This window comes from Synergistaceae bacterium, from assembly GCA_017540085.1.
In the GTDB taxonomy this organism is placed as follows: Bacteria; Synergistota; Synergistia; order Synergistales; family Aminobacteriaceae; genus JAFUXM01.
On the sequence record JAFYBQ010000037.1, the window covers coordinates 137,714 to 156,018 of the forward strand.

General features: G+C 50.1%; 19 protein-coding genes and 1 riboswitch. Of the genes, 8 read left to right on the forward strand and 11 right to left on the reverse strand.

The window, feature by feature from the left end:
- Window positions 1-128: 128 nt before the first annotated feature.
- Window positions 129-308 (forward strand): hypothetical protein, encoded by a 180-nt coding sequence (locus IKQ95_09310; GenBank protein ID MBR4196893.1) that lies wholly within the window; start codon window positions 129-131, stop codon window positions 306-308.
- Here IKQ95_09310 and grdB read toward each other — a convergent pair.
- From grdB to IKQ95_09365, 11 genes are all read right to left on the reverse strand, one after another.
- Entirely contained in the window at window positions 231-1,535 is a 1,305-nt protein-coding gene (grdB, locus tag IKQ95_09315; GenBank protein ID MBR4196894.1) for a glycine reductase complex selenoprotein B, read from the reverse strand. The two genes, IKQ95_09310 and grdB, sit on opposite strands and share 78 nt — an antisense overlap.
- Window positions 1,536-1,548: 13 nt before the next feature.
- The gene (locus IKQ95_09320; protein ID MBR4196895.1) at window positions 1,549-2,841 is read right to left on the reverse strand and encodes a glycine/sarcosine/betaine reductase component B subunit; all 1,293 of its coding nucleotides are present in this window, start codon (window positions 2,839-2,841) and stop codon (window positions 1,549-1,551) included.
- A gap of 3 nt (window positions 2,842-2,844) precedes the next feature.
- Complete coding sequence (locus IKQ95_09325; GenBank protein MBR4196896.1) at window positions 2,845-3,261, reverse strand: GrdX family protein; 417 nt, start codon at window positions 3,259-3,261, stop codon at window positions 2,845-2,847.
- A 59-nt stretch (window positions 3,262-3,320) separates the two neighbouring features.
- A riboswitch (glycine riboswitch) is annotated at window positions 3,321-3,410 on the reverse strand.
- Between the two features lie 126 nt (window positions 3,411-3,536).
- Window positions 3,537-4,949: a sodium:alanine symporter family protein gene (locus tag IKQ95_09330; protein ID MBR4196897.1), complete on the reverse strand. Its 1,413-nt coding sequence runs from the start codon at window positions 4,947-4,949 to the stop codon at window positions 3,537-3,539.
- Window positions 4,950-5,143: 194 nt separating this feature from the next.
- Window positions 5,144-5,461 (reverse strand): hypothetical protein, encoded by a 318-nt coding sequence (locus IKQ95_09335; GenBank protein ID MBR4196898.1) that lies wholly within the window; start codon window positions 5,459-5,461, stop codon window positions 5,144-5,146.
- Window positions 5,458-5,733, reverse strand: a complete 276-nt coding sequence (locus tag IKQ95_09340) for a TIGR03905 family TSCPD domain-containing protein (GenBank protein ID MBR4196899.1) — start codon at window positions 5,731-5,733, stop codon at window positions 5,458-5,460. The genes IKQ95_09335 and IKQ95_09340 overlap by 4 nt, the downstream gene beginning before the upstream one ends.
- Window positions 5,730-6,662, reverse strand: a complete 933-nt coding sequence (locus tag IKQ95_09345; GenBank protein ID MBR4196900.1) for a tRNA-dihydrouridine synthase family protein — start codon at window positions 6,660-6,662, stop codon at window positions 5,730-5,732. Before IKQ95_09345 ends, IKQ95_09340 begins: the two co-directional genes overlap by 4 nt.
- Window positions 6,663-7,430, reverse strand: a complete 768-nt coding sequence (locus IKQ95_09350) for a type III pantothenate kinase (GenBank protein ID MBR4196901.1) — start codon at window positions 7,428-7,430, stop codon at window positions 6,663-6,665.
- A gap of 27 nt (window positions 7,431-7,457) precedes the next feature.
- The gene (locus IKQ95_09355; protein ID MBR4196902.1) at window positions 7,458-7,823 is read right to left on the reverse strand and encodes a sel1 repeat family protein; all 366 of its coding nucleotides are present in this window, start codon (window positions 7,821-7,823) and stop codon (window positions 7,458-7,460) included.
- A 198-nt stretch (window positions 7,824-8,021) separates the two neighbouring features.
- Window positions 8,022-8,903: a hypothetical protein gene (locus tag IKQ95_09360; GenBank protein ID MBR4196903.1), complete on the reverse strand. Its 882-nt coding sequence runs from the start codon at window positions 8,901-8,903 to the stop codon at window positions 8,022-8,024.
- 3 nt (window positions 8,904-8,906) lie between these two features.
- A complete protein-coding gene (locus IKQ95_09365) occupies window positions 8,907-10,178 on the reverse strand; it encodes an NAD(P)/FAD-dependent oxidoreductase (protein MBR4196904.1) in 1,272 nt (423 codons plus the stop codon).
- Between the two features lie 425 nt (window positions 10,179-10,603).
- Between IKQ95_09365 and IKQ95_09370 the strand changes: the two genes are divergently transcribed.
- The 7 genes from IKQ95_09370 (at window position 10,604) to IKQ95_09400 (ending at window position 18,258) form a co-directional block, all read left to right on the forward strand.
- A complete protein-coding gene (locus IKQ95_09370; protein MBR4196905.1) occupies window positions 10,604-11,998 on the forward strand; it encodes a TolC family protein in 1,395 nt (464 codons plus the stop codon).
- Complete coding sequence (locus IKQ95_09375; protein ID MBR4196906.1) at window positions 11,995-12,603, forward strand: transglycosylase SLT domain-containing protein; 609 nt, start codon at window positions 11,995-11,997, stop codon at window positions 12,601-12,603. Before IKQ95_09370 ends, IKQ95_09375 begins: the two co-directional genes overlap by 4 nt.
- Before the next feature lie 4 nt (window positions 12,604-12,607).
- On the forward strand, window positions 12,608-13,720 hold the full coding sequence (locus IKQ95_09380; protein MBR4196907.1) for a hypothetical protein: 1,113 nt from the start codon (window positions 12,608-12,610) through the stop codon (window positions 13,718-13,720).
- A gap of 105 nt (window positions 13,721-13,825) precedes the next feature.
- A complete protein-coding gene (gene cysS / locus IKQ95_09385; GenBank protein MBR4196908.1) occupies window positions 13,826-15,253 on the forward strand; it encodes a cysteine--tRNA ligase in 1,428 nt (475 codons plus the stop codon).
- Window positions 15,254-16,513 (forward strand): MFS transporter, encoded by a 1,260-nt coding sequence (locus IKQ95_09390; GenBank protein MBR4196909.1) that lies wholly within the window; start codon window positions 15,254-15,256, stop codon window positions 16,511-16,513.
- Window positions 16,514-16,696: 183 nt separating this feature from the next.
- The gene (locus tag IKQ95_09395) at window positions 16,697-17,521 is read left to right on the forward strand and encodes a site-specific DNA-methyltransferase (protein ID MBR4196910.1); all 825 of its coding nucleotides are present in this window, start codon (window positions 16,697-16,699) and stop codon (window positions 17,519-17,521) included.
- Window positions 17,413-18,258 (forward strand): type II restriction endonuclease, encoded by an 846-nt coding sequence (locus tag IKQ95_09400; GenBank protein ID MBR4196911.1) that lies wholly within the window; start codon window positions 17,413-17,415, stop codon window positions 18,256-18,258. The genes IKQ95_09395 and IKQ95_09400 overlap by 109 nt, the downstream gene beginning before the upstream one ends.
- Window positions 18,259-18,305: the final 47 nt, after the last annotated feature.

The window sequence follows — 18,305 nt, forward strand, 5'->3', positions numbered from 1 at the left end:
ATTCCCCCGGTGATTCGCGGCCGTTCACATTAGGGCGGTGCCTGCACCGGGGATAATTTTGCGGCCATGTTCAACGATATTTTAGGGACAATCAGAGATTCAGAGGGCAGAAATTTTTACGAGGTGTCGTGTTAGATCCTTTCATGGGTTCGGGAACAACATGCGCGGCGGCTAAGAATCTCGGAAAGACAGAAATCCCCCCGACTTTTTGCCGAGGGGATAATTTTTTGCTACTCTGTGAAAACTGTCTGCTCTGTGATTTCCGTCTGCAATGCCTTCAAAGCCCGCTCAACGAGTCCGCGCCGTAAAGTTTTCTCCTCTTCAGGCGTTCTTGTCGGGTCTCCTAACGGGTGAGGTATTGCGATTGTCGGGACGATTCTGTTTGCGCCGACTGTCTGCGAGATCGGGACTATCGTGCACATATGGACTACCGGGAGTTTGCGCTCAATTTCTTTTACCATCGTTGCCCCGCAACGTGTGCAGGTTCCTCAGGTTGACGTGAGAATGACCGCCGTAACTCCGTCAGCTACGAGCCTGTTTGCGATTTCCGCGCCGAATTTCTTTGCGTTTGCGACAGCCGTACCATTTCCGACAGTGGTATAGAACTTGTTGTGAAGTTTGCCGATTGCGCCCTCTCTTTCGAGGTCTCTCAATACGTCAACAGGAAGCACCCTGTCCGCGTCCTGGTCAGCATATGTAGCGTCATACCCTCCGTGAGCCGTGCAATATTTCTCGCTCGTGAGGTCATTTACGCCGGTGATGTCATATTCTCCGAACTTGCTCGCGCTTGAGGCTTCAATGTGATCCGGGTTGCCTTTGGGACAGATTCCGCCGGACGTAACGAGGGCGATTACTGCGTGTTTCATGTCCTTCACTGCGGGCTGAGGGTCTACGCGGTCAAAAACGGGCATTTTGTACTCAGTCTCGAAAGGTTCACCCTTAATCTTTGCCGCGAACATATCAACGCATCTTTCCGCCGCTAATTTCCCGTAGAACATATTTTTGCGGATACCCCGCTCAATATATCCTTCCTCTGACGGTTTGCCGATTGCCTCGCCTTTGAGGAGTTTCAGCGCAAGTTTTGCCATCGCGGGGACGGCCTTACGCATTCCTGCGGCTGAGTCCGGGGTCTCGATTATCCACGCGGATTTCTTGTACATTTCCGCGCCGGGGTTCTCCGGGTACATTCCTGATATTACGGGGATTGAGAATGCCTTTGCTACTGCCTCGCACATTGCACCGCACGCAGTACCGTAACGCCCGGCATTGAACGCAGGCCCGGCAATGAATGCGTCAGGCTTGTATTCTTTCATCATGCCGAGAATTTTTGCGCTTGCCTCGTCCATGTTGCTGGCGAAATACGAGTCTCCGCAAATCACGGTAGCTACTATTTCGGCCTCGCCTTTGAACGCCGCATTGAGAGCCATACCCGGCCCGACGATTCCCGCGCGTATTTCGGGCTGATAGTCTGCTTTCTCTTCTCCGCCTATGCCCGCGTAAAACTGATTGATGTAGTGTACTATTCTGTATGCCATTTTTCCCACCTCCTTAAAGCGTGTATGCTCCGAGTTTCGTATAGCCAAGCTCACTTGTTGCGCCCGTGATGGCCTGAAGCTCTACGGTGATTGAGCCGTCCTCAGCAAGCGAACCCTGCCAGCCTCCCGCGATAACGTTTGCTTCTTCAGCATAGCCGATGACTTTCGACATGGCCGGAAGGTGTATAACCTCGTTCGCGTTTCCGGCCGTAACACATGCGTTGCCTTCGGGACATGAGTCGGCCAAAGACTGACTCGCGCCGTCCTGCCCGGCGTATTCGTCCGTGAGTAACGCTGTCTTGATTCCGAGCTGCTCACATTTCCGGCAGTTCATGATGAGATCCGCGTCAGGATTCCCGAATCCCTCCTCCGTAATCACAACACCGTCAAGCCCTAACATAGCGGCCAATTTCGCGGCGTATGATGAGCTTCTGCGCTTGTCGGCAAGTGTTACGTTCTCGTTTGTTACGATGACTGCCACAAAGTTGAAATCTTTTCCGTGCCTCTTGAGCATGTCAGCTATTACGGGGTTGTTCAGGTGTGAATACGTGCTGTTCTTGTCGCAGGCTGATACGCAGTTCCCCGAAACTATTGCGCCGTCCATTACCTCAAGCGGTGAGATGATTGTCGGAAGTATGCGCTTAACATCAACGCCGTAAAGATACGTGTCATGCAGTAATCCCTGTGTCTGAAGCATGTAGATGTATCCGACTTTCGGGAGTCCGGGAAATTCATTCATTGCCTCGCGGATTGTGGGACGCTCGTAGACTTCAACCGAGTCAGCTTTGCACCCGGCGCAGGCTTTTGCGAGATATGCGGCTGTCTTGAGTCCGGCCAAACGGCAAGCCTTCTCGTAGTCGTGCTTGTCCATATTCGGGTCTGAAGGCTCAAGAACAAGTACAACGTTGCAGGTTTTCGAGTACGGCGTGTAATCCGCTCCCGGCCCGGACATGTCTATTATTCCTTCCTGAAAGCGTACGAGCTTCCCCGTTGTGAGAACAGCGCACCCGGATAACACTAACGTTTGACCCTCGCCGACCGTCTCAACATCGCTGATCATTCCGGGGAACACCTGACCTTTTCCCGAAATTTTCCATCGCGGTTCGATTACGTCCTTCACGGGCATTATTCTTGTTGACTCGCCGGGCATCGCAATATCGACATCAATATTTTTCCCTAAAAGCGGGTCTTCCGATATGAGCGCGAGAATTTCGGCCTTGTTCACGGTCAGTATTCCATTCTCAAAGCCGGTTTTCTCTCCTAACTTCAGGCCGTTCACTTTCAGCCTGTGCAGCTCAAGTTTCATGATTTATACCTCCTTCACTCTTAATGACGGGGCATCGCAGAGTCTCTCATCTCTGATTAACCCGTAACGCCCAAGACTCTCCCTCATCAGTTCCGCGTCAATATATGCGTAATCAGCCCGCGTTAATGCGTCCAAACTTTTCGGCGTGATAATTTCTGCTGACTGGTATACGTTCACTGCTGACTCAATAACTGAAAGGGAGTCCAAATCTACAGCACCCGGAATCACATCAACGATTACGGATCTATACGGCTGGTGATTGGGTCTGAGATTGCCGCAAAGGGGATGGGTTAAGATTATGCTTCCTGAATGCACAAGCCCGCGAACATGAATCAGAACATCAAGCGATGATCCGTCAACGTATTCTGATGATTTCGCGCTGTCGTGAAGTCCTGCATTGTTTGTGATAAGTCTTAACATCTCTAACCCTCCTCGAACTTTCTTCATCTGTTGCCATAAGCAAGCGGCTTCAGAAGTCCTGTCCGAATACATTTTTTCTGCCTGAGAGTTTCGCGTTTGACTGCTTGCACCTTCGGCGGCCTGTTATGGCTCTCTCGTGTATTCTTCGTTCAGGGTTACAAGGGAATTATACCCGATGTAACAATTTACTGCTATGCGAAATATACCGCTTGTTGTTACGAACGACAGAAGGAAAAGTGCTGCCCCCGTAAAATTTTGAGACAGCACAAAATCTTCTAGCCCTTCAGAAATTCCTGCTGACTGTAGGATTTCCCCTCGTTGTATTCTCGCAGGAGTCTGGCTACCTTGTTGCTTAGGAATAATATTGCGATAAGGTTCGGGATTACCATTATTCCGTTGAAGAAGTCAGAAAGCTCCCAGACGAGATCGATTTTCAGGACGCTTCCCACGAATATGAACGCCATCACAAGAAGCTGATACGGCAATAACGCTTTGGCCCCGAAAAGATAGCGTATATTCGTCTCGCCGAAATAGTACCAGCCTATGACAGTCGAGAACGCAAAGAACAATAAGCACACCGCAATGAATGAATATCCGTATGAGCCGAGGAAGTGTTCAGAGAATGCCGCCTGCACTAGCGATATTCCCCGGAGATTCGCGCCGCCTTCAACAAAATTCTTGTCGAGGACTCCCGAACTCATTACCGCAAACACTGTGATGTTCAGAACGACAAACGTATCAATGAACACCGCGATGATTCCGAGTACGCCCTGTTCAACGGGATGAGAGACATTCGCGACCGCGTGAGCGTGAGGAGTCGATCCCATTCCGGCCTCGTTCGAGAAGAGTCCCCGTGCGATTCCGTAGCGCGCCGCCTGTGAGACTGCGACTCCGGCCATGCCTCCCCAGACAGCTTTGGGAGCGAATGCACACGAGAATATTTCACCGAATACCGCCGGGAGATGATGGAAGTTGATGACGATTAACGCGAGTCCCACAGCAACATACAGAATGGCCATCAGCGGCACAAGTTTTTCTGTTACTGAGGCTATGCGCTTGACCCCTCCGATGAATATCAATCCCGCAACGACTGCAAGGACTCCCCCGATAATCTTTGTGTCAATACCGAATGCGCCATTGAAAGCATCACTTATTGAATTAGCCTGCACCATATTGCCCATGAAGCCGAGTGCTAATATTATAGAGACGGCGAAAAAGCCCGCGAGGAATTTCGCGAAAGGATTATTGCCCAATCCCCGCGAAATGTAATACGCAGGCCCGCCGACAATTTGCCCTGTCTCGTCTCTTTCCCTGTACAACTGAGCGAGGCAGGCTTCAGCGAAATTCGTGGCCATTCCGAAAAAAGCCGCAACCCACATCCAGAAGATTGCGCCCGGTCCGCCCGACACAAGAGCAGTCATAGCCCCGGCAAGATTGCCCGTTCCCACCTGAGCCGCGATTGCCGTCGCAAGTGCCTGGAATGATGTCATCCCGTGCGACCCGGCAGCCTCTCCGAAGAATGAGAAGTTGCCGAACAATTTCCGGCAGGCTGTCCCGAATTTTGTGATCTGGACGAAACCAAGCCGGAGCGTGAAATACAAGCCCGTTCCGCACAATAACGGAATGAGGAAACTTGTACCCCAGAGAAAGCCGTTAGCGTCTGATACGATTCTTAACAGCTCATCCATAATGAAAATAACCTCCCTGTGAATATATTTTTGATGATTGAAAAATTAAGACAATAAAAACAGGCTCAGGAAAAATTTTCGTTCTCCCAAGCCTGTATTGCTCACAATATTTTCTGCGTTATGACCGCACCGACACCCCGGCCGGATTTTTCTTTCGCGTCATATACGCTTCAACGTCATGAATTTTATTGTCCTCATGCTATGATTATAGCACGTTTCCTCCGCCTTTCTCCCGCCTTCACCGCTTCTGCTTCAAATATTTCTCTCTGCTGTTCTCTGCGCTCTATCGTATGCTGTTCTATTTCCTTCTTCTGACGGGCTTTCTTCCTCAGCTCCGCCGCCTGTCTCATGGACTCGTTGTGCGCGTCTATCGTCTTCATTAATGCGTCATGCCTGCTTGCCTCTGCTGCCTCGTAAAACTCTTCTGCCTCCTCTTGCGTCTCAGGGATTCGGCCTTCATATTTCGGTGGGAGATTGTCCCATATGCTTGTGTAGCGGGTATCTATCTTCATGAGGCTATCCTGTGTTCGCTGAGACCGATTGCCTGCTCGATGGCTTGGGCTAACTGGTCGGCGCATGATGTCATACGATGCCCGCATGTGTTCCCCCGGAGGATTTCCGCTGTAAGTGCCGCGTCTGAACCCTCAACGAGTTTGGCGATGGCCTTCAAATTTCCATTGCACCCTCCGAGAAAGTTAAGGCTGTAGATTCTCCCGTCCTCAATGTCAAACGTTATCAGTTTCGCGCAGACTCCCTCAGTCTGAAATTCATAGTGTTCTCTCATTCCGTTACAATTCCTTTCTGCAATATGCTTGTTATCTCGTCAAGTGTTGCTGATGTCATAGCTTTCTGTCTCAGTTCCGCCGAGCCTCGCTCATTCCGCAGAATGCTCCCGGCAAATCGTTTCATGAGTACAACCGCTTTGTGTTCACCTGAAATTTCGTACATATCACGTGCGAATTTTAACAGCTCCGAAATTTTTTCATCACGAGTCCTGAATTGCCCGCTCCATTCCTCAAACATAAACGGATTTCCGAACGCCCCCCGCGCTATCATTACCCCGGCACAGCCCATCGATAAATATTCCTCAATGTCATTCACTGACCGAACATCACCGCTTGCGCTTATCATTCCGGGAAATTCGGCGCAAGATTGAGAGATTATACTCCTGTCCGCAATACCCTCGTAACGCTGTGAAGGTGTACGGCCATGTATGCAGACATTATCAGCCCCCGCAGAAATTATCACGTCAGCAAAACGCAATGTATCATCGTCATCATCAAGCCGTCTCATTTTCACCCACACAGGAAGGCCGAGAGTCTTCAATCCTTTCACCATATCCGCGGCGAGTCCGGGCTTTTTGAGAATCGCAGAGCCGCAGCCGTTCTTTGTGATCTTCGGCATAGGGCAGGCCATGTTGATTCCGAACGCCGAGAATTTAGCGCAGTGTTTCATGACGGCTTCACCGCCGGAAACGAGGACTCCCGCGTCATTCGCGAATAACTGAACGACTAACGGCCCTTCACGTTCTGAGGACGCTAACATGTCGAAAGTTTTTGCGTTGTCCCGGACTAATCCCGCGCATGAAATCATCTCCGTGTGAGTCAGGGAAGCTCCGTGAGAAGCGAAAAATTCACGCACAGGAAGAGTCGTTACGCCCGCAAGAGGTGCAAGAAACAATTTCCCCGCTAAATCGAGTCCGCCAATCCTCAATTAACCGTTCACCCGCTCAAATATCATCTTCAAGCCCTCAAGAGTCAGCCACTTGTCGACAATATCAATACGCCGCGAGAGCCTCGACATAAATCCAGCATGGCCGCCAGTCGCCACAACCTTTGCGCCCTTCATGCCCGGCTCATCGTGAATCATGTCTATGATTCTGTCAGTGAGTCCGGCGTTCCCGAAAAGAATCCCCGACTGTATAGCCTCTTCCGTTGAACGCCCTATGACGCTTTCGGGGATGTTCAGTGCTACCTGCGGGAGTTTTGCGGCCTTCGAGAATAGCGCGGAGATTCCCGAATTTAGGCCGGGGGCGATCGCTCCTCCCATGTATTCGCCGGAGGGTGAAACAACATCGAACGTTATCGCGGTGCCATAGTCAGCAACAATTAACGGCTGTCCGTATTTCTCGCGGCCTGCGACTGCGTTCACGATTCTGTCTGCTCCTACCTCGCGGGGATTACAGCACAAAATATTCATGCCCGTGTCTGTCATCCCGTTCACCTGAAGAGGAACAACCGCAAAATATTTCTTGATGGCCTCGATTATCGGTATGTCGAGAGACGGTACTACGCTCGCGAATGCCGCGCCGTGAATGTCGGAAGGCTTGAGGCCCTTTGTGCTGATGAGATTCAGAAGGTACACGCCTAACTCATCATGAGTGCGTAAAGTCGATGAGAGTCGCCAGTGCGCTGTGAGATTTTCGCCGTCATAAATCCCCGCGGCTGTCGTTGTGTTTCCTGTGTCGATTACGAGTAACAATTTTATTCACGCTCCGTTTTGTGTAGGTTACTTTATGCGTTTGAGGGCTTCTTTTGCGGAGTTTGCTATGTATTCGTTTTCTTGCTCTGCTGCTTTCTGATACCATTTGCGGGCTTCATGAAGATTTTTCGGTACACCGTTGCCGTTTTCGTACATATACCCCAGATAGTATTGCGCCGAAGCATTCCCCTGTTCAGCGGCTTTGCGATACCATTTCAAGGCCTCCGCGTAATCCTGCTTCACGTAGTACATCGCCCCCAGATTGTTTTGTGCGACAGCTCTGCCCATTTCAGCAAGTTTCTTCACTTCATCAAATGGTAGCGAATTTATATCCTCAAACAGCATTCTCAATTTTCCCTGAAGATTCGCAACATCAATATTACCCTGCTTCATCTGTGTGAGAATTACCCCGCTGATTTCCCGCTCATATCCCGGCTCAATGTTCCCATATTCCACGCAGTTCACAGCCTCGTCCTTATCGCCCAGCGCGAAATACACTATCCCCGCAAAGAGATTACTCTGCCAATCTCCCGGAGCCGTATAATCCCTCAGCGTTTCAACAAACCCCCTAAGCTCATTCACCTTATCACCTTAAGGCACTCCCTTTTCCGCAAGCTCACGTATTCTGTACTTCACGGCCTCAAGTTTGTACGGGTCATAATTCAGCACTGGCCGCCAAACTTCATTGAACCTGTCGAAACACTTCCGGCATTCCTGAGAGTTTCCCGCCCTCATGGCCGAGTCAGCACGGAAAAACCAATACGGCGGATACACCTTGAATTTTCGCTCAATGAAGGTCAGACGGCCTAAACGTTTTGCGGGGTCTTGTGCCTCCATTGCCGCGAGAAACTCACGTATATTTTCCTGCGTGAGGCGGTATTCATTCGGGAGGTGATACTTGCTGATGAGTCCCCACGACAAATTGAGGAGGGTTGACTGGAGGCGGTTGCAGTCTTCAAGCTCCTGACGTGTGAGCTTCCACGACTCTGACGAAATTTCGCGGTGAATCTGCTCCTTTGAGGCTTGATAGTCATAGTAGCCAGTGCCGACAGATGACGCAGCAGACACAATCATACTTGCTACCCAGCCCCACAACGAATCATTTTCCGGCGCACGAACATTCTCGAAGCCTTTTGACATTGAGCGGTAATATGCTTCCTGCTCGCGGTGCTTTTGACTCTCTTTGAGGCGTTTCAAGTCTTCCTGCCTGAGACGCTTTCCGCTGATGAACGATAAAAGCTCATCGAACAGACTCCGAATCTCCGGGTCGCCCTCAATGTTTCCGATTGCGAGTCGGTTGATGATGTTCTCGTACTCCCAATCAAGAACCGTCCTGTCCTGCGTTGTGAGTATCCTGTTGACCGATACGATAGCCATGTTCAGCGCAAGCATTGTGTGCTGAGGGTCATATTCCGCATGTGATGGTGAAGAGACGAAAATGACAGCGATAACCGCAACAATAATTTTCCGCATGATTTATTCCCCTTCCTCTTTCTGCGCGTTAATGCTTCCCGCTACGTAGCCCGTACTCCAGCAAACTTGAAGATTGAATCCCCCGGAAGGCCCGTTGAGGTCTAACACTTCTCCGGCAAAGTATAAATTATCACACAGCTTTGATTTCATTGTTGACGGGTCAATCTCCTTCAGGCTGACTCCTCCGCGAGTCGTTACGGCGTTCCCGAATCCCCACAGGCCGTTGACGTTCATGCGTATGTCCTTCAGCAATGTTACTGTGTCAAAAATTTCTTCCTCGCTCATGTAGTCCGTAGGCTTCTCGGCGGGAACGTCTGACAGCTCAAGAAACAGTGATACCATTTTCGCGGGGACTAATGACCGAACAAGCCCGTAGAATTTCCCGTGCCCGGAATGTTTCGCGATGTCCCGTCTGATTCTCGCCGTCAAAATTTCGGGCGTTAATGTCGGTTTCATGTCGAGGGAGAATTGAAGCTCCGTGTCTGTTCCGTCTGTGCGTTTCTGCCAGTCGGGAATGAATCGGCTAATGTCCATTACGATTGGCCCGCTGACCCCGAAATTCGTGAACTCCATCTCCCCGAATCTTTCGGCGACATTTTTCCCGTCAGCAATGACTGTGAGTCGGACATTCCGCAGATCGCACCCGCTTGCGAGTTTCGGCCATGTCTCGCGGGTTCGGACTGGGACCAACGCGGGGTAAAGCGGCGTGATTGTGTGGCCTGCCTGCTGTGCGAAAGTGTATCCGTCTCCTGTTGACCCTGTTTTAGGGTACGACTTTCCCCCGGTGGCGATGATGTATTTGTCTGCGGTGTACTCGCTGTTTTCCGTGATGACAAAATCAACATGGCCGGAGCGAATCTTGAGGGCTTTAACGGGAGTAGAGCGCATTATTTTGACTCCGTTTTTCCGGCACTGCATGAGGAGGGAGTCTAATACGCGCTGGCTTCCTCCTTCTTTCGGGAAGATTCTTTTTCCGCGCTCCTCGACAAATTTCACTCCTATGTGGCTGAAATATTCGCGTGTCCTAAGAGGGCCGAACTTGCTGAAGGCTGAGTGCAGAAATTTACCGTTTTCCCCGTAATGTGATATGAATATGTCCATGTCTGACTCTGCGTTTGTGAAATTGCAGCGTCCTTTTCCCGACAGAAGCAATTTATTTCCGAGTGAGTGATTTTTTTCGAGGATTGCGGCTATTTGTCCGAGTGATGACGAACGTATAGCCGCCATTAATCCCGCGGGGCCTCCGCCGATTATGAGAGTGTCGAAATGTTCCATGTATAATTGTCTGCTACGTAAAAAGTGTAATGATATGCTGTGTACACTCTTTCGAGTTTTCCTCATTCTTTCCGTAATTGTTACGGCATTTCCTGCCCTCGTTCGCGATGTTTCCTGCTACTAGAGTTTGTACGGCAGTCCAGAGGCTTTGACTTCCCCCCTAGCCGAAGGTAGCCACATTTCTGTGGATTTTGTGATGCCTGTCCAGCACCTGACATTACGCAGCAGATTAACCCTCCCTAATTCTTTTGTCAAGCGTGCCTTTCAGAACATTTTTCCTCACCGTTTCACTCTATTTGCCTATTTAGGTATTTCTCCTGAAGTTTTCTGATATTCTAGCATGGGCGATTCTGAGATAACCCGCATTTACGCTCAATCCTCAATGTGTCATAATAATTAGCAAAATATTTCATCATTCAGAAGGTGTGAAACTCATCGTGCGAATCCATCGTAATCAAAAATTTATCGGCGCGCTGATTCTGGGAGTCATGCTTATGATTCCTCATCCTTGTTCCGCGTCAGTCTCTATGACTCTGCCTCAGTACCTGCGCGAAATTCTCCTCAACAACCACACATTAAGGGCGGGCATGAAGAATATCGAGGCAAGTTATTATTCCGTGCTTGCGTCAGTGGCGTACCAGCGTCCGACAACATCAGGGACATTCACAGGGGCATACACGACAAAGCAGACATCCGGGAACGCCTCGCAGGAGAATGTTTTTGCCGGGAACATCGGACTCCGTCTCACTCAGCGAATCGACATCAGCGGAAGCTACAAGCTCGACGAACAGCAGAATATACTGGGCTACGAGGTGTCCCGCGCAAATTTCGACAACAACATTAACACCCTCATAGCTGCGGCTGAGGAAACATGGTGGAGTGCAGTGCTTGCCCGCGAGAACATGAAGCTACAGCATGAAATTTTGTTACAGCGTTCAGAGAATCACCGCGTTACAGTCGAGAAATACAATCAGGAGCTTGTCCCGAAACTTGACATCGTTCGCAGTGAAGCGCAGGTAGTAGCCGCTGAGACACTAGAGAAGACCGCCGAGACTACATACTTGAATCTCATCGCGGAATTGTCGCTCATGGCAGGAGGGCTTGACGTTGAGCCTGTCGACGAACAATTGAAGGTGCCGGAATTTGATGTAGCCCTTAATTTTGAGGACGCATTAGAATACCGCCCTGATGTCAGAGCCGCAAGACTCAATCTCGAACGCGCCCGACTCGTGAAGAAGCTCACCGCTAAAGGAATGTCCCCGACTCTTGATTTCGCGTTCCAGTTCACACCGTGGTCAGACCCGGAGTCTTACGCCACGCCGAATAAATATCAGGCAGGAGCGTCCATCTCAATGAATTTTCCCATCACTGACGGAAAAGCCACAAAGTATAGAGTCCTCAACACTGACCGCCTAATTCAGGCCGCAGAGTCAAGCCTAAGCGCACTGAAAGAACAAACGCGCCGGGACATAGCCGTAGCCATGAACAACTGGCGGAACGCCTCAGCCGCAGAGCATGACAAACAGCGTCAGGTAGAACGCGCAGAAGAGGAACTCAGAATCACGGAATTGATGTACGCCGAGGGAATGGGAGCGCAGATTGACCTGATAAACGCTCAGACGGCGTACCAGTCTGTGAGAACGGAATATCTTGACGCGGTGAAAGATATGTATGTTGCTCTTGTGGCCATGCGGAAGGCTGTCGGGGATTACTCGCCTGACGAAAATGGAGACTGGAGAGAAGCTCTTGAACGTTACGGCAAGGGGAATGATATTGTCGGCGAACTTGGACTCAAAAATCTGAGGACTACCAAAAAATGAAGACGTATAAATTTATAGCCGCGGCATTAATATTTGTATTTCTCACGGGGTCATGCTCGGTTTTTCCGAGAGCAAAGAAGAAAAATACCGCCAAAGCTCCGCAGTCCCAGCCCGCAAAGACTCAGCCCCTGAAAGACCCCGGCGTGAAAGCCCGAAATATTTACGCCCTTTTCACGCAGAAAAATCCCAGGCTTGAGCCGTCAAGCGCGGGAAAATACGCCGAGTACGTCATAGAGGCCGCCGGAAAATTCGGGCAGGATCCCTACGTCATAGCCGCAATAATCGTCCATGAGTCGACCGTCAACAACAAAGCCGTCTCAAAGGGAGGCGATTACGGGCTTATGCAGGTTCGGTGGAAAGTCCACGAGAAAGCCATAAAGCAGAGATTCCCGAAAGTGAAGCGGGCAAATGACATGTTTGACCCAAGAACTAATATAATGTTCGGGACTGAAATTTTTGCTGACGGAATGAAAAGATCCGGCAATGACACCGGGAAGGGACTCCTGCGTTACAGTGCCGGGAACACAAAGCTGCGCGACAAAGTTCTTGCTACAGTGAAGGAGCTGCGCACGAAAGAGAACGCACAGAAAAAGAAGGGGAAATAGTTTCATGATACGCAAAATAACAATGTCATTAATGATTCTGCTTATGCTCTGCGGAATATCAAGTGCCGATTTCGTGTACATGACTTCAGCCGGGCATCTTGGAGCCATAAAGATTAGTGCCTCAAGCGACATTGAAGCACTGCCATTGCAGTACACCGGGAATGTGTCATCTCCTTTCCTCGCGTCATACTGGAACGGGAGAGCCACAGATATTATGCTCATTGACAGAAACGCGGCGGCATCAGGCGACAGGGCATATATATTCACTCCCGGCAACATGGAGAATTTTACGAGAAGCGCGGACATTGCCGGGGTATACGGCACAGGAATCGCGGCATATGCTGATAACGGCTACAGTCTTTTTCTAGGCGCAGGGTCAACGCTGTATGAGGTCAGCACATCATCATTCAGGGTGCTTAACTCTTTCGACTGTGCGGAGATAGTCAGCCGGGATGGGTATAGCACGGAGATAGAAGCCCTCAGAGTAGATTCGCTGATACACGTTATAGCCTCATCGGGTGAAAAACAGAAATACGCACGCTTTGACGGCCAACTGAAAAAGAACAAAGACCTTTTCATGAGCGCGGACTTGAGCGCGGGAGCGTCTGCAATGCTCACGACTTCTACAGCCTGGCCAATTATCGGACATTCATCAGGCATTGACGCTATGAGAAGCGACAAGAAACTTTACCTGACAATAAGCACAGATTATCCGGTCAAAGCAATGTGCCCGGACAGCGGCTCGGATTTCTTTTTCTCCACGCAGTATTATGACGGAAGCAATTATGTGAACACAATCATGCATTCAGCTTCCCGGACCGAGTTCACGCCAATGACAATAACATCATCGGGGCAGGATTTCAGGCTTCTGCGGGATAACAGCCATATGGAAACATTTGCGGCCATGACGGACGAGGGCATACGGATAATATCATATGCTGACAGGCGCACATTCTCGCGTGAATTTACCTCGTCAGACTTGGGCGGGACTCTTGCTGGGATTGCGGCGGCTTCTGTCTCAGGCTACAACGCTAACTCGTCATCAAGCGGCTGTGATTCGCTGTATGCGGGAATGATTCTGCTTGCTGTGATTCCGTTTGTGATGAGGCGGAAATAGCGCGGAGGATTTCATATTGTCCCCTCGGATTTATGCCGGGGGGATATTTTTTTGGGCGTGAGTGTACAATATTCATGAAATTAATCCCGAAAGGATATGAAAATTTTGAGCCTCGTACTATTCAACGACCTCACCCGAAAAAAAGAAGCCTTCACTCCCATAAAGCCCGGTCATGTGAGCTTCTATTCCTGCGGGCCGACGGTCTACGATTTCTTTCACATAGGAAACGCCCGGCCGTTTATCGTGTTTGACGTGCTAAGGCGATGGCTACAGCATGAGGGCTATGATGTAACGTTCGTGCAGAATTTCACCGACATTGACGACAAAATGATTCACCGCGCTAACCGTGAGGGCATCACAGTCGCACAACTCGCCGAGAGATTCATAGCCGAGTACAACAAAGACGCGGACGCACTCGGAATCCGCCGGCCTGATGTCGCCCCCCGCGCAACTGAGCATATCCCCGAAATCATAGCGACAATTCAGCGCATAATCGACAACGGACACGCATACGAGTCAAACGGTGATGTATATTTCGACATAAAGAGCTGGCCTAAATACGGCTCACTGTGCAAGCAGAATCTTGAAGACCTCGAAGCAGGCGCAAGAATCGAACCGGGCGAAAAGAAAAAAGATCCCCTCGATTTCGCGCTGTGGAAGGCAGAGAAGCCCGGCGAACCTTCCTGGCCGAGTCCCTGGGGCAATGGCCGCCCAGGCTGGCACATAGAATGCTCCGCGATGTCATCAAAATATCTCGGCGACAACATAGACATTCATTCGGGCGGAGTAGATCTGATGTTCCCGCACCACGAGAACGAAGCCGCACAGAGCGAGGCCGCGTCAGGGTCGGGAAAACCTTTCGTCAACTACTGGCTTCACAACGGCTTTCTGCTGATTGACAGTGAGAAGATGGCAAAGTCCCTCGGAAATTTCGTTACAGCAAGAGACGCGCTCAAGAAATATCCTCCGTTAGCGATAAGATTCTTCATGTTGAGCGCACATTACAGGAGTCCGATAAACTTCACGCCGGAGTCATTAGAGCAGTCAGCAGCAGGAGTTGAACGTCTCAGAAATTGCCGGATCGATCTCGATTTCGCCGCAAAGAATCGAGTCGGCGACTCAGATTTCGACATGGCCGGATTCGAGTCCCAGCTTTCAGACCTGCACACGAAATTCACGGAGGCCATGAATGACGACTTCAACACCGCCGCCGCAATGGGAATCTTGTTTGATGTGGTATATCTCATCAACACAAGCCTGAAGGAGAATGAGACGCTCCCGGAAAAATTCTTCACCCTCTCGAAAAATGCCCTCGATGAATACGACTCTGTACTCGGCGTAATCGGCAGTGATGACGCAGAAACGGAACATGACGCGGAGTCCGCCGAAATTGAGAGGCTCATACAGGAACGTACAGAGGCAAGAAAAGCGAAAAACTTTGCCCGTTCTGATGAGATTCGCGACTCGCTCAAAGCGCGGGGGATTGTGCTTGAGGACACTCCGCAGGGAACGAAATGGAAGAGGGAGCTGTAGATGATTAAGCTGTTATTTGTGAGAAGGTTTATGCCGCTTTTCTGGACTCAGTTTCTAGGGGCGTTCAATGATAATTTCTTCAAGAGCGCGTTAATGATGCTCATAACGTACCGAATCGGGGACGCTGCCGGGGTTGACCCTCGAATCCTCGTCAACGCCGCCGCCGGGATATTCATTCTGCCGTTTTTCGTGTTTGCCCCGACTGCCTCAGACCTTGCGGACAAGTACGACCGTTCGGACTTAATGCGCTGGGTGAAATTCGCTGAGATTGTCGTGATGTCGTGCGCGCTGTTCGGGTTCTGGCTGGGAAATGTCTGGGTGCTAATGTTCGTGCTGTTCATGATGGGAGCGCAGTCAGCATTCTTCAGTCCGGCAAAATACAGCATACTTCCTCAGCACCTGCGGGAAGACGAGCTTATAGCGGGCAACGGCCTGATTCAGATGGGTACGTACCTTGCGATTCTCTCCGGGACAATCGCGGGCGGCCTGGTGATTCTGCGTGAGAATGGAATATACTGGGTCGGCGGACTCGCTGTAACAATTGCGGCACTGGGCTGGCTGTTCTCGATGTTCATTCCTCCCACGAAACCTATTGACCCGTCGCGCGTTGTGTCATTCAGAATCGTGAAGAGGACTGCGGAAATGTTTGCTGACGTTTACCCGATGAGGAAAGTTTTCGGCTCAATGCTGGCTATTTCGTGGTTCTGGCTTGTAGGCTCTGTGTTCCTGGCGCAGTTCCCGACATACGCCCGGACGATTCTGGGAGCTGATGAGAGCGTTGCAACGTCATTCCTTGCTATATTCTCGTGCGGAATCGGAGTCGGCTCGATGTTCTGCGACTCACTGCTGAAAGGCAAAGTTACGTCAAAATATGTTCCTGCCGCCGCCTACGGAATAGCAATAGCGAGCGTTTTATTGTGGTACGTCAGCAGCCGTCCTCCTGTGCCTGAAGGGACTCCGATAATTGACGCATGGACGTTCTTCACGCGCCCGGAGAATTTCATGATTACCGCGTGCTTGTTCGTGATAGCTTTCTGCGGGGGGCTGTACATTGTGCCGTTATACGCCGTAATGCAGACTGAAGCGGGCGACAAGGTGTCAGGTGTCATAGCCTGCTCGAACATCTCGGACTCTGTGTTCATGGCACTGGCCGCAGTGGGTGCGAGCGTGTTAATCACAATGGGCCTGAGCATTCCGCAATTGTTCCTGACGATGGGGCCGACAACGTTTATTGTTGGTTTGCTTGTGGGACTGATATAGGGAGAAGAAATGCCCTGTCTTTTTCGGGAGGCGGGGCGTTTTTTTTTGCGGAAAAAACTGACTCACAAAACTATTTGCAGTTTAGGAAATCAGTTGTTAAGATCACTCACGAATTTTTCGCGGGAGTGTTGCGTGTTGTATTTCGCTTCGATAAAACCTTTTTTCACTGATGATGATTCAGCATTGTATTTGTCTGATGCGTTTCTTGCGCTTGAAGATATGCGCCCGAAAAGTGTCGACATGATTTTTGCTGATCCTCCATATTTTTTGTCAAACGGCGGATTTTCATGTAGCGGGGGAAAAAGGGTATCAGTCAATAAAGGCAACTGGGACAAATTAGAATCCACAGAGCAAAAACACGACTTCAACCGCAGATGGATCCGTTTATGCCGGAACGTTCTCAAACCTGACGGAACTATATGGATTACGGGGACTCTTCACAATATTTATTCCGTTGGCATGGCACTAGAACAGGAAGGCTTCAAGATAATGAACAATATAACATGGCAGAAGACGAACCCGCCCCCTAATCTTTCATGCAGGTACTTCACGCACAGCACAGAGACTATTTTATGGGCGAAAAAAAACGGCAAGGCACGGCATTACTTCAATTATGACCTGATGAAGGAATTGAACGGAGGCCGACAGATGAAAGACGTTTGGACAGGGACATTAACGCCGGCAAGTGAAAAGACGCAGGGGAAACACCCAGCGCAGAAGCCTTTGTACATTCTCGAACGCATAATAATGGCCTCAACACGCGAGGGGGAATTAGTGCTTGATCCTTTCTGTGGGTCATCAACAACGGGAGTCGCCTGCAAGAAATTGGGACGCAGGTATATCGGCATAGACAACAATCCGGAGTACATAAATTTATCTGTAAGGAGGCTGACAAATTCATGCGCGGAAGAATTTTCGAGGAATGGTTCTCTACTTTCAGAGCGTCAATTAACACTTATGATTACTACTCTGACTTCAGGAAGATATGCAAAAATGCCCGTAAACTGAGAGACGAGATTAATATTCTTAACCTGCTTGTGAAGGCAGAAAATATAGAGTCGGAATTTGTGCGTATCCTCAAGAAATACCCTGAATGCCTCAGAGCTGTACCCATTCTCTTGGCTGTCAGGAGCTATGAAATTTTCTGTCGGGAGGAAGACGTAGAATTAACTTATCGCTTCGACAAGATGACACAAACCCCGGAGCAGTACGCTTACTTCATGCACAAAACCGGGCTGTTTGACTTGATACAGAATCACATTATCCATGATCTTAACGACTATGTTACGGGAGTCGAAACGGGACTTGATTCAAACGGTCGCAAAAACAGGGGCGGGCATCAGATGGAACACCTTGTAGAATCCTTCCTCAAGAAATCCGGCGTAACCTATTGCCGCGAAATCAAAACAGCCAAGCTCGCAAAGCAATTCGGAATCACCCTCCCCGAATCTTTCGCCAAAAGTAAACGCTGGGACTTCGCCGCCAAAACTCCCGACCATGTCTGCGCGATTGAGACAAATTTCTACACCGACAGAGGCTCAAAGCTCACCGAAACCGCAAGAAGTTACCGCCTAATAGCAGAACAAGCCCGCGGCATTCCCTGCTTCACATTCATATGGATAACTGACGGAAAAGGCTGGGAGTCCGCAAAGTCTGAACTTCACGAGACATTCTCCGAGCTTGATACCCTCTTCAACATCTCAGACCTCGAAAACGGAGTCCTATCCGAAATTTTCCGCCCGTAAAAAAATCCTCCCCCGCTCACACAAGGAAGGACTCATTTCTGCCATCA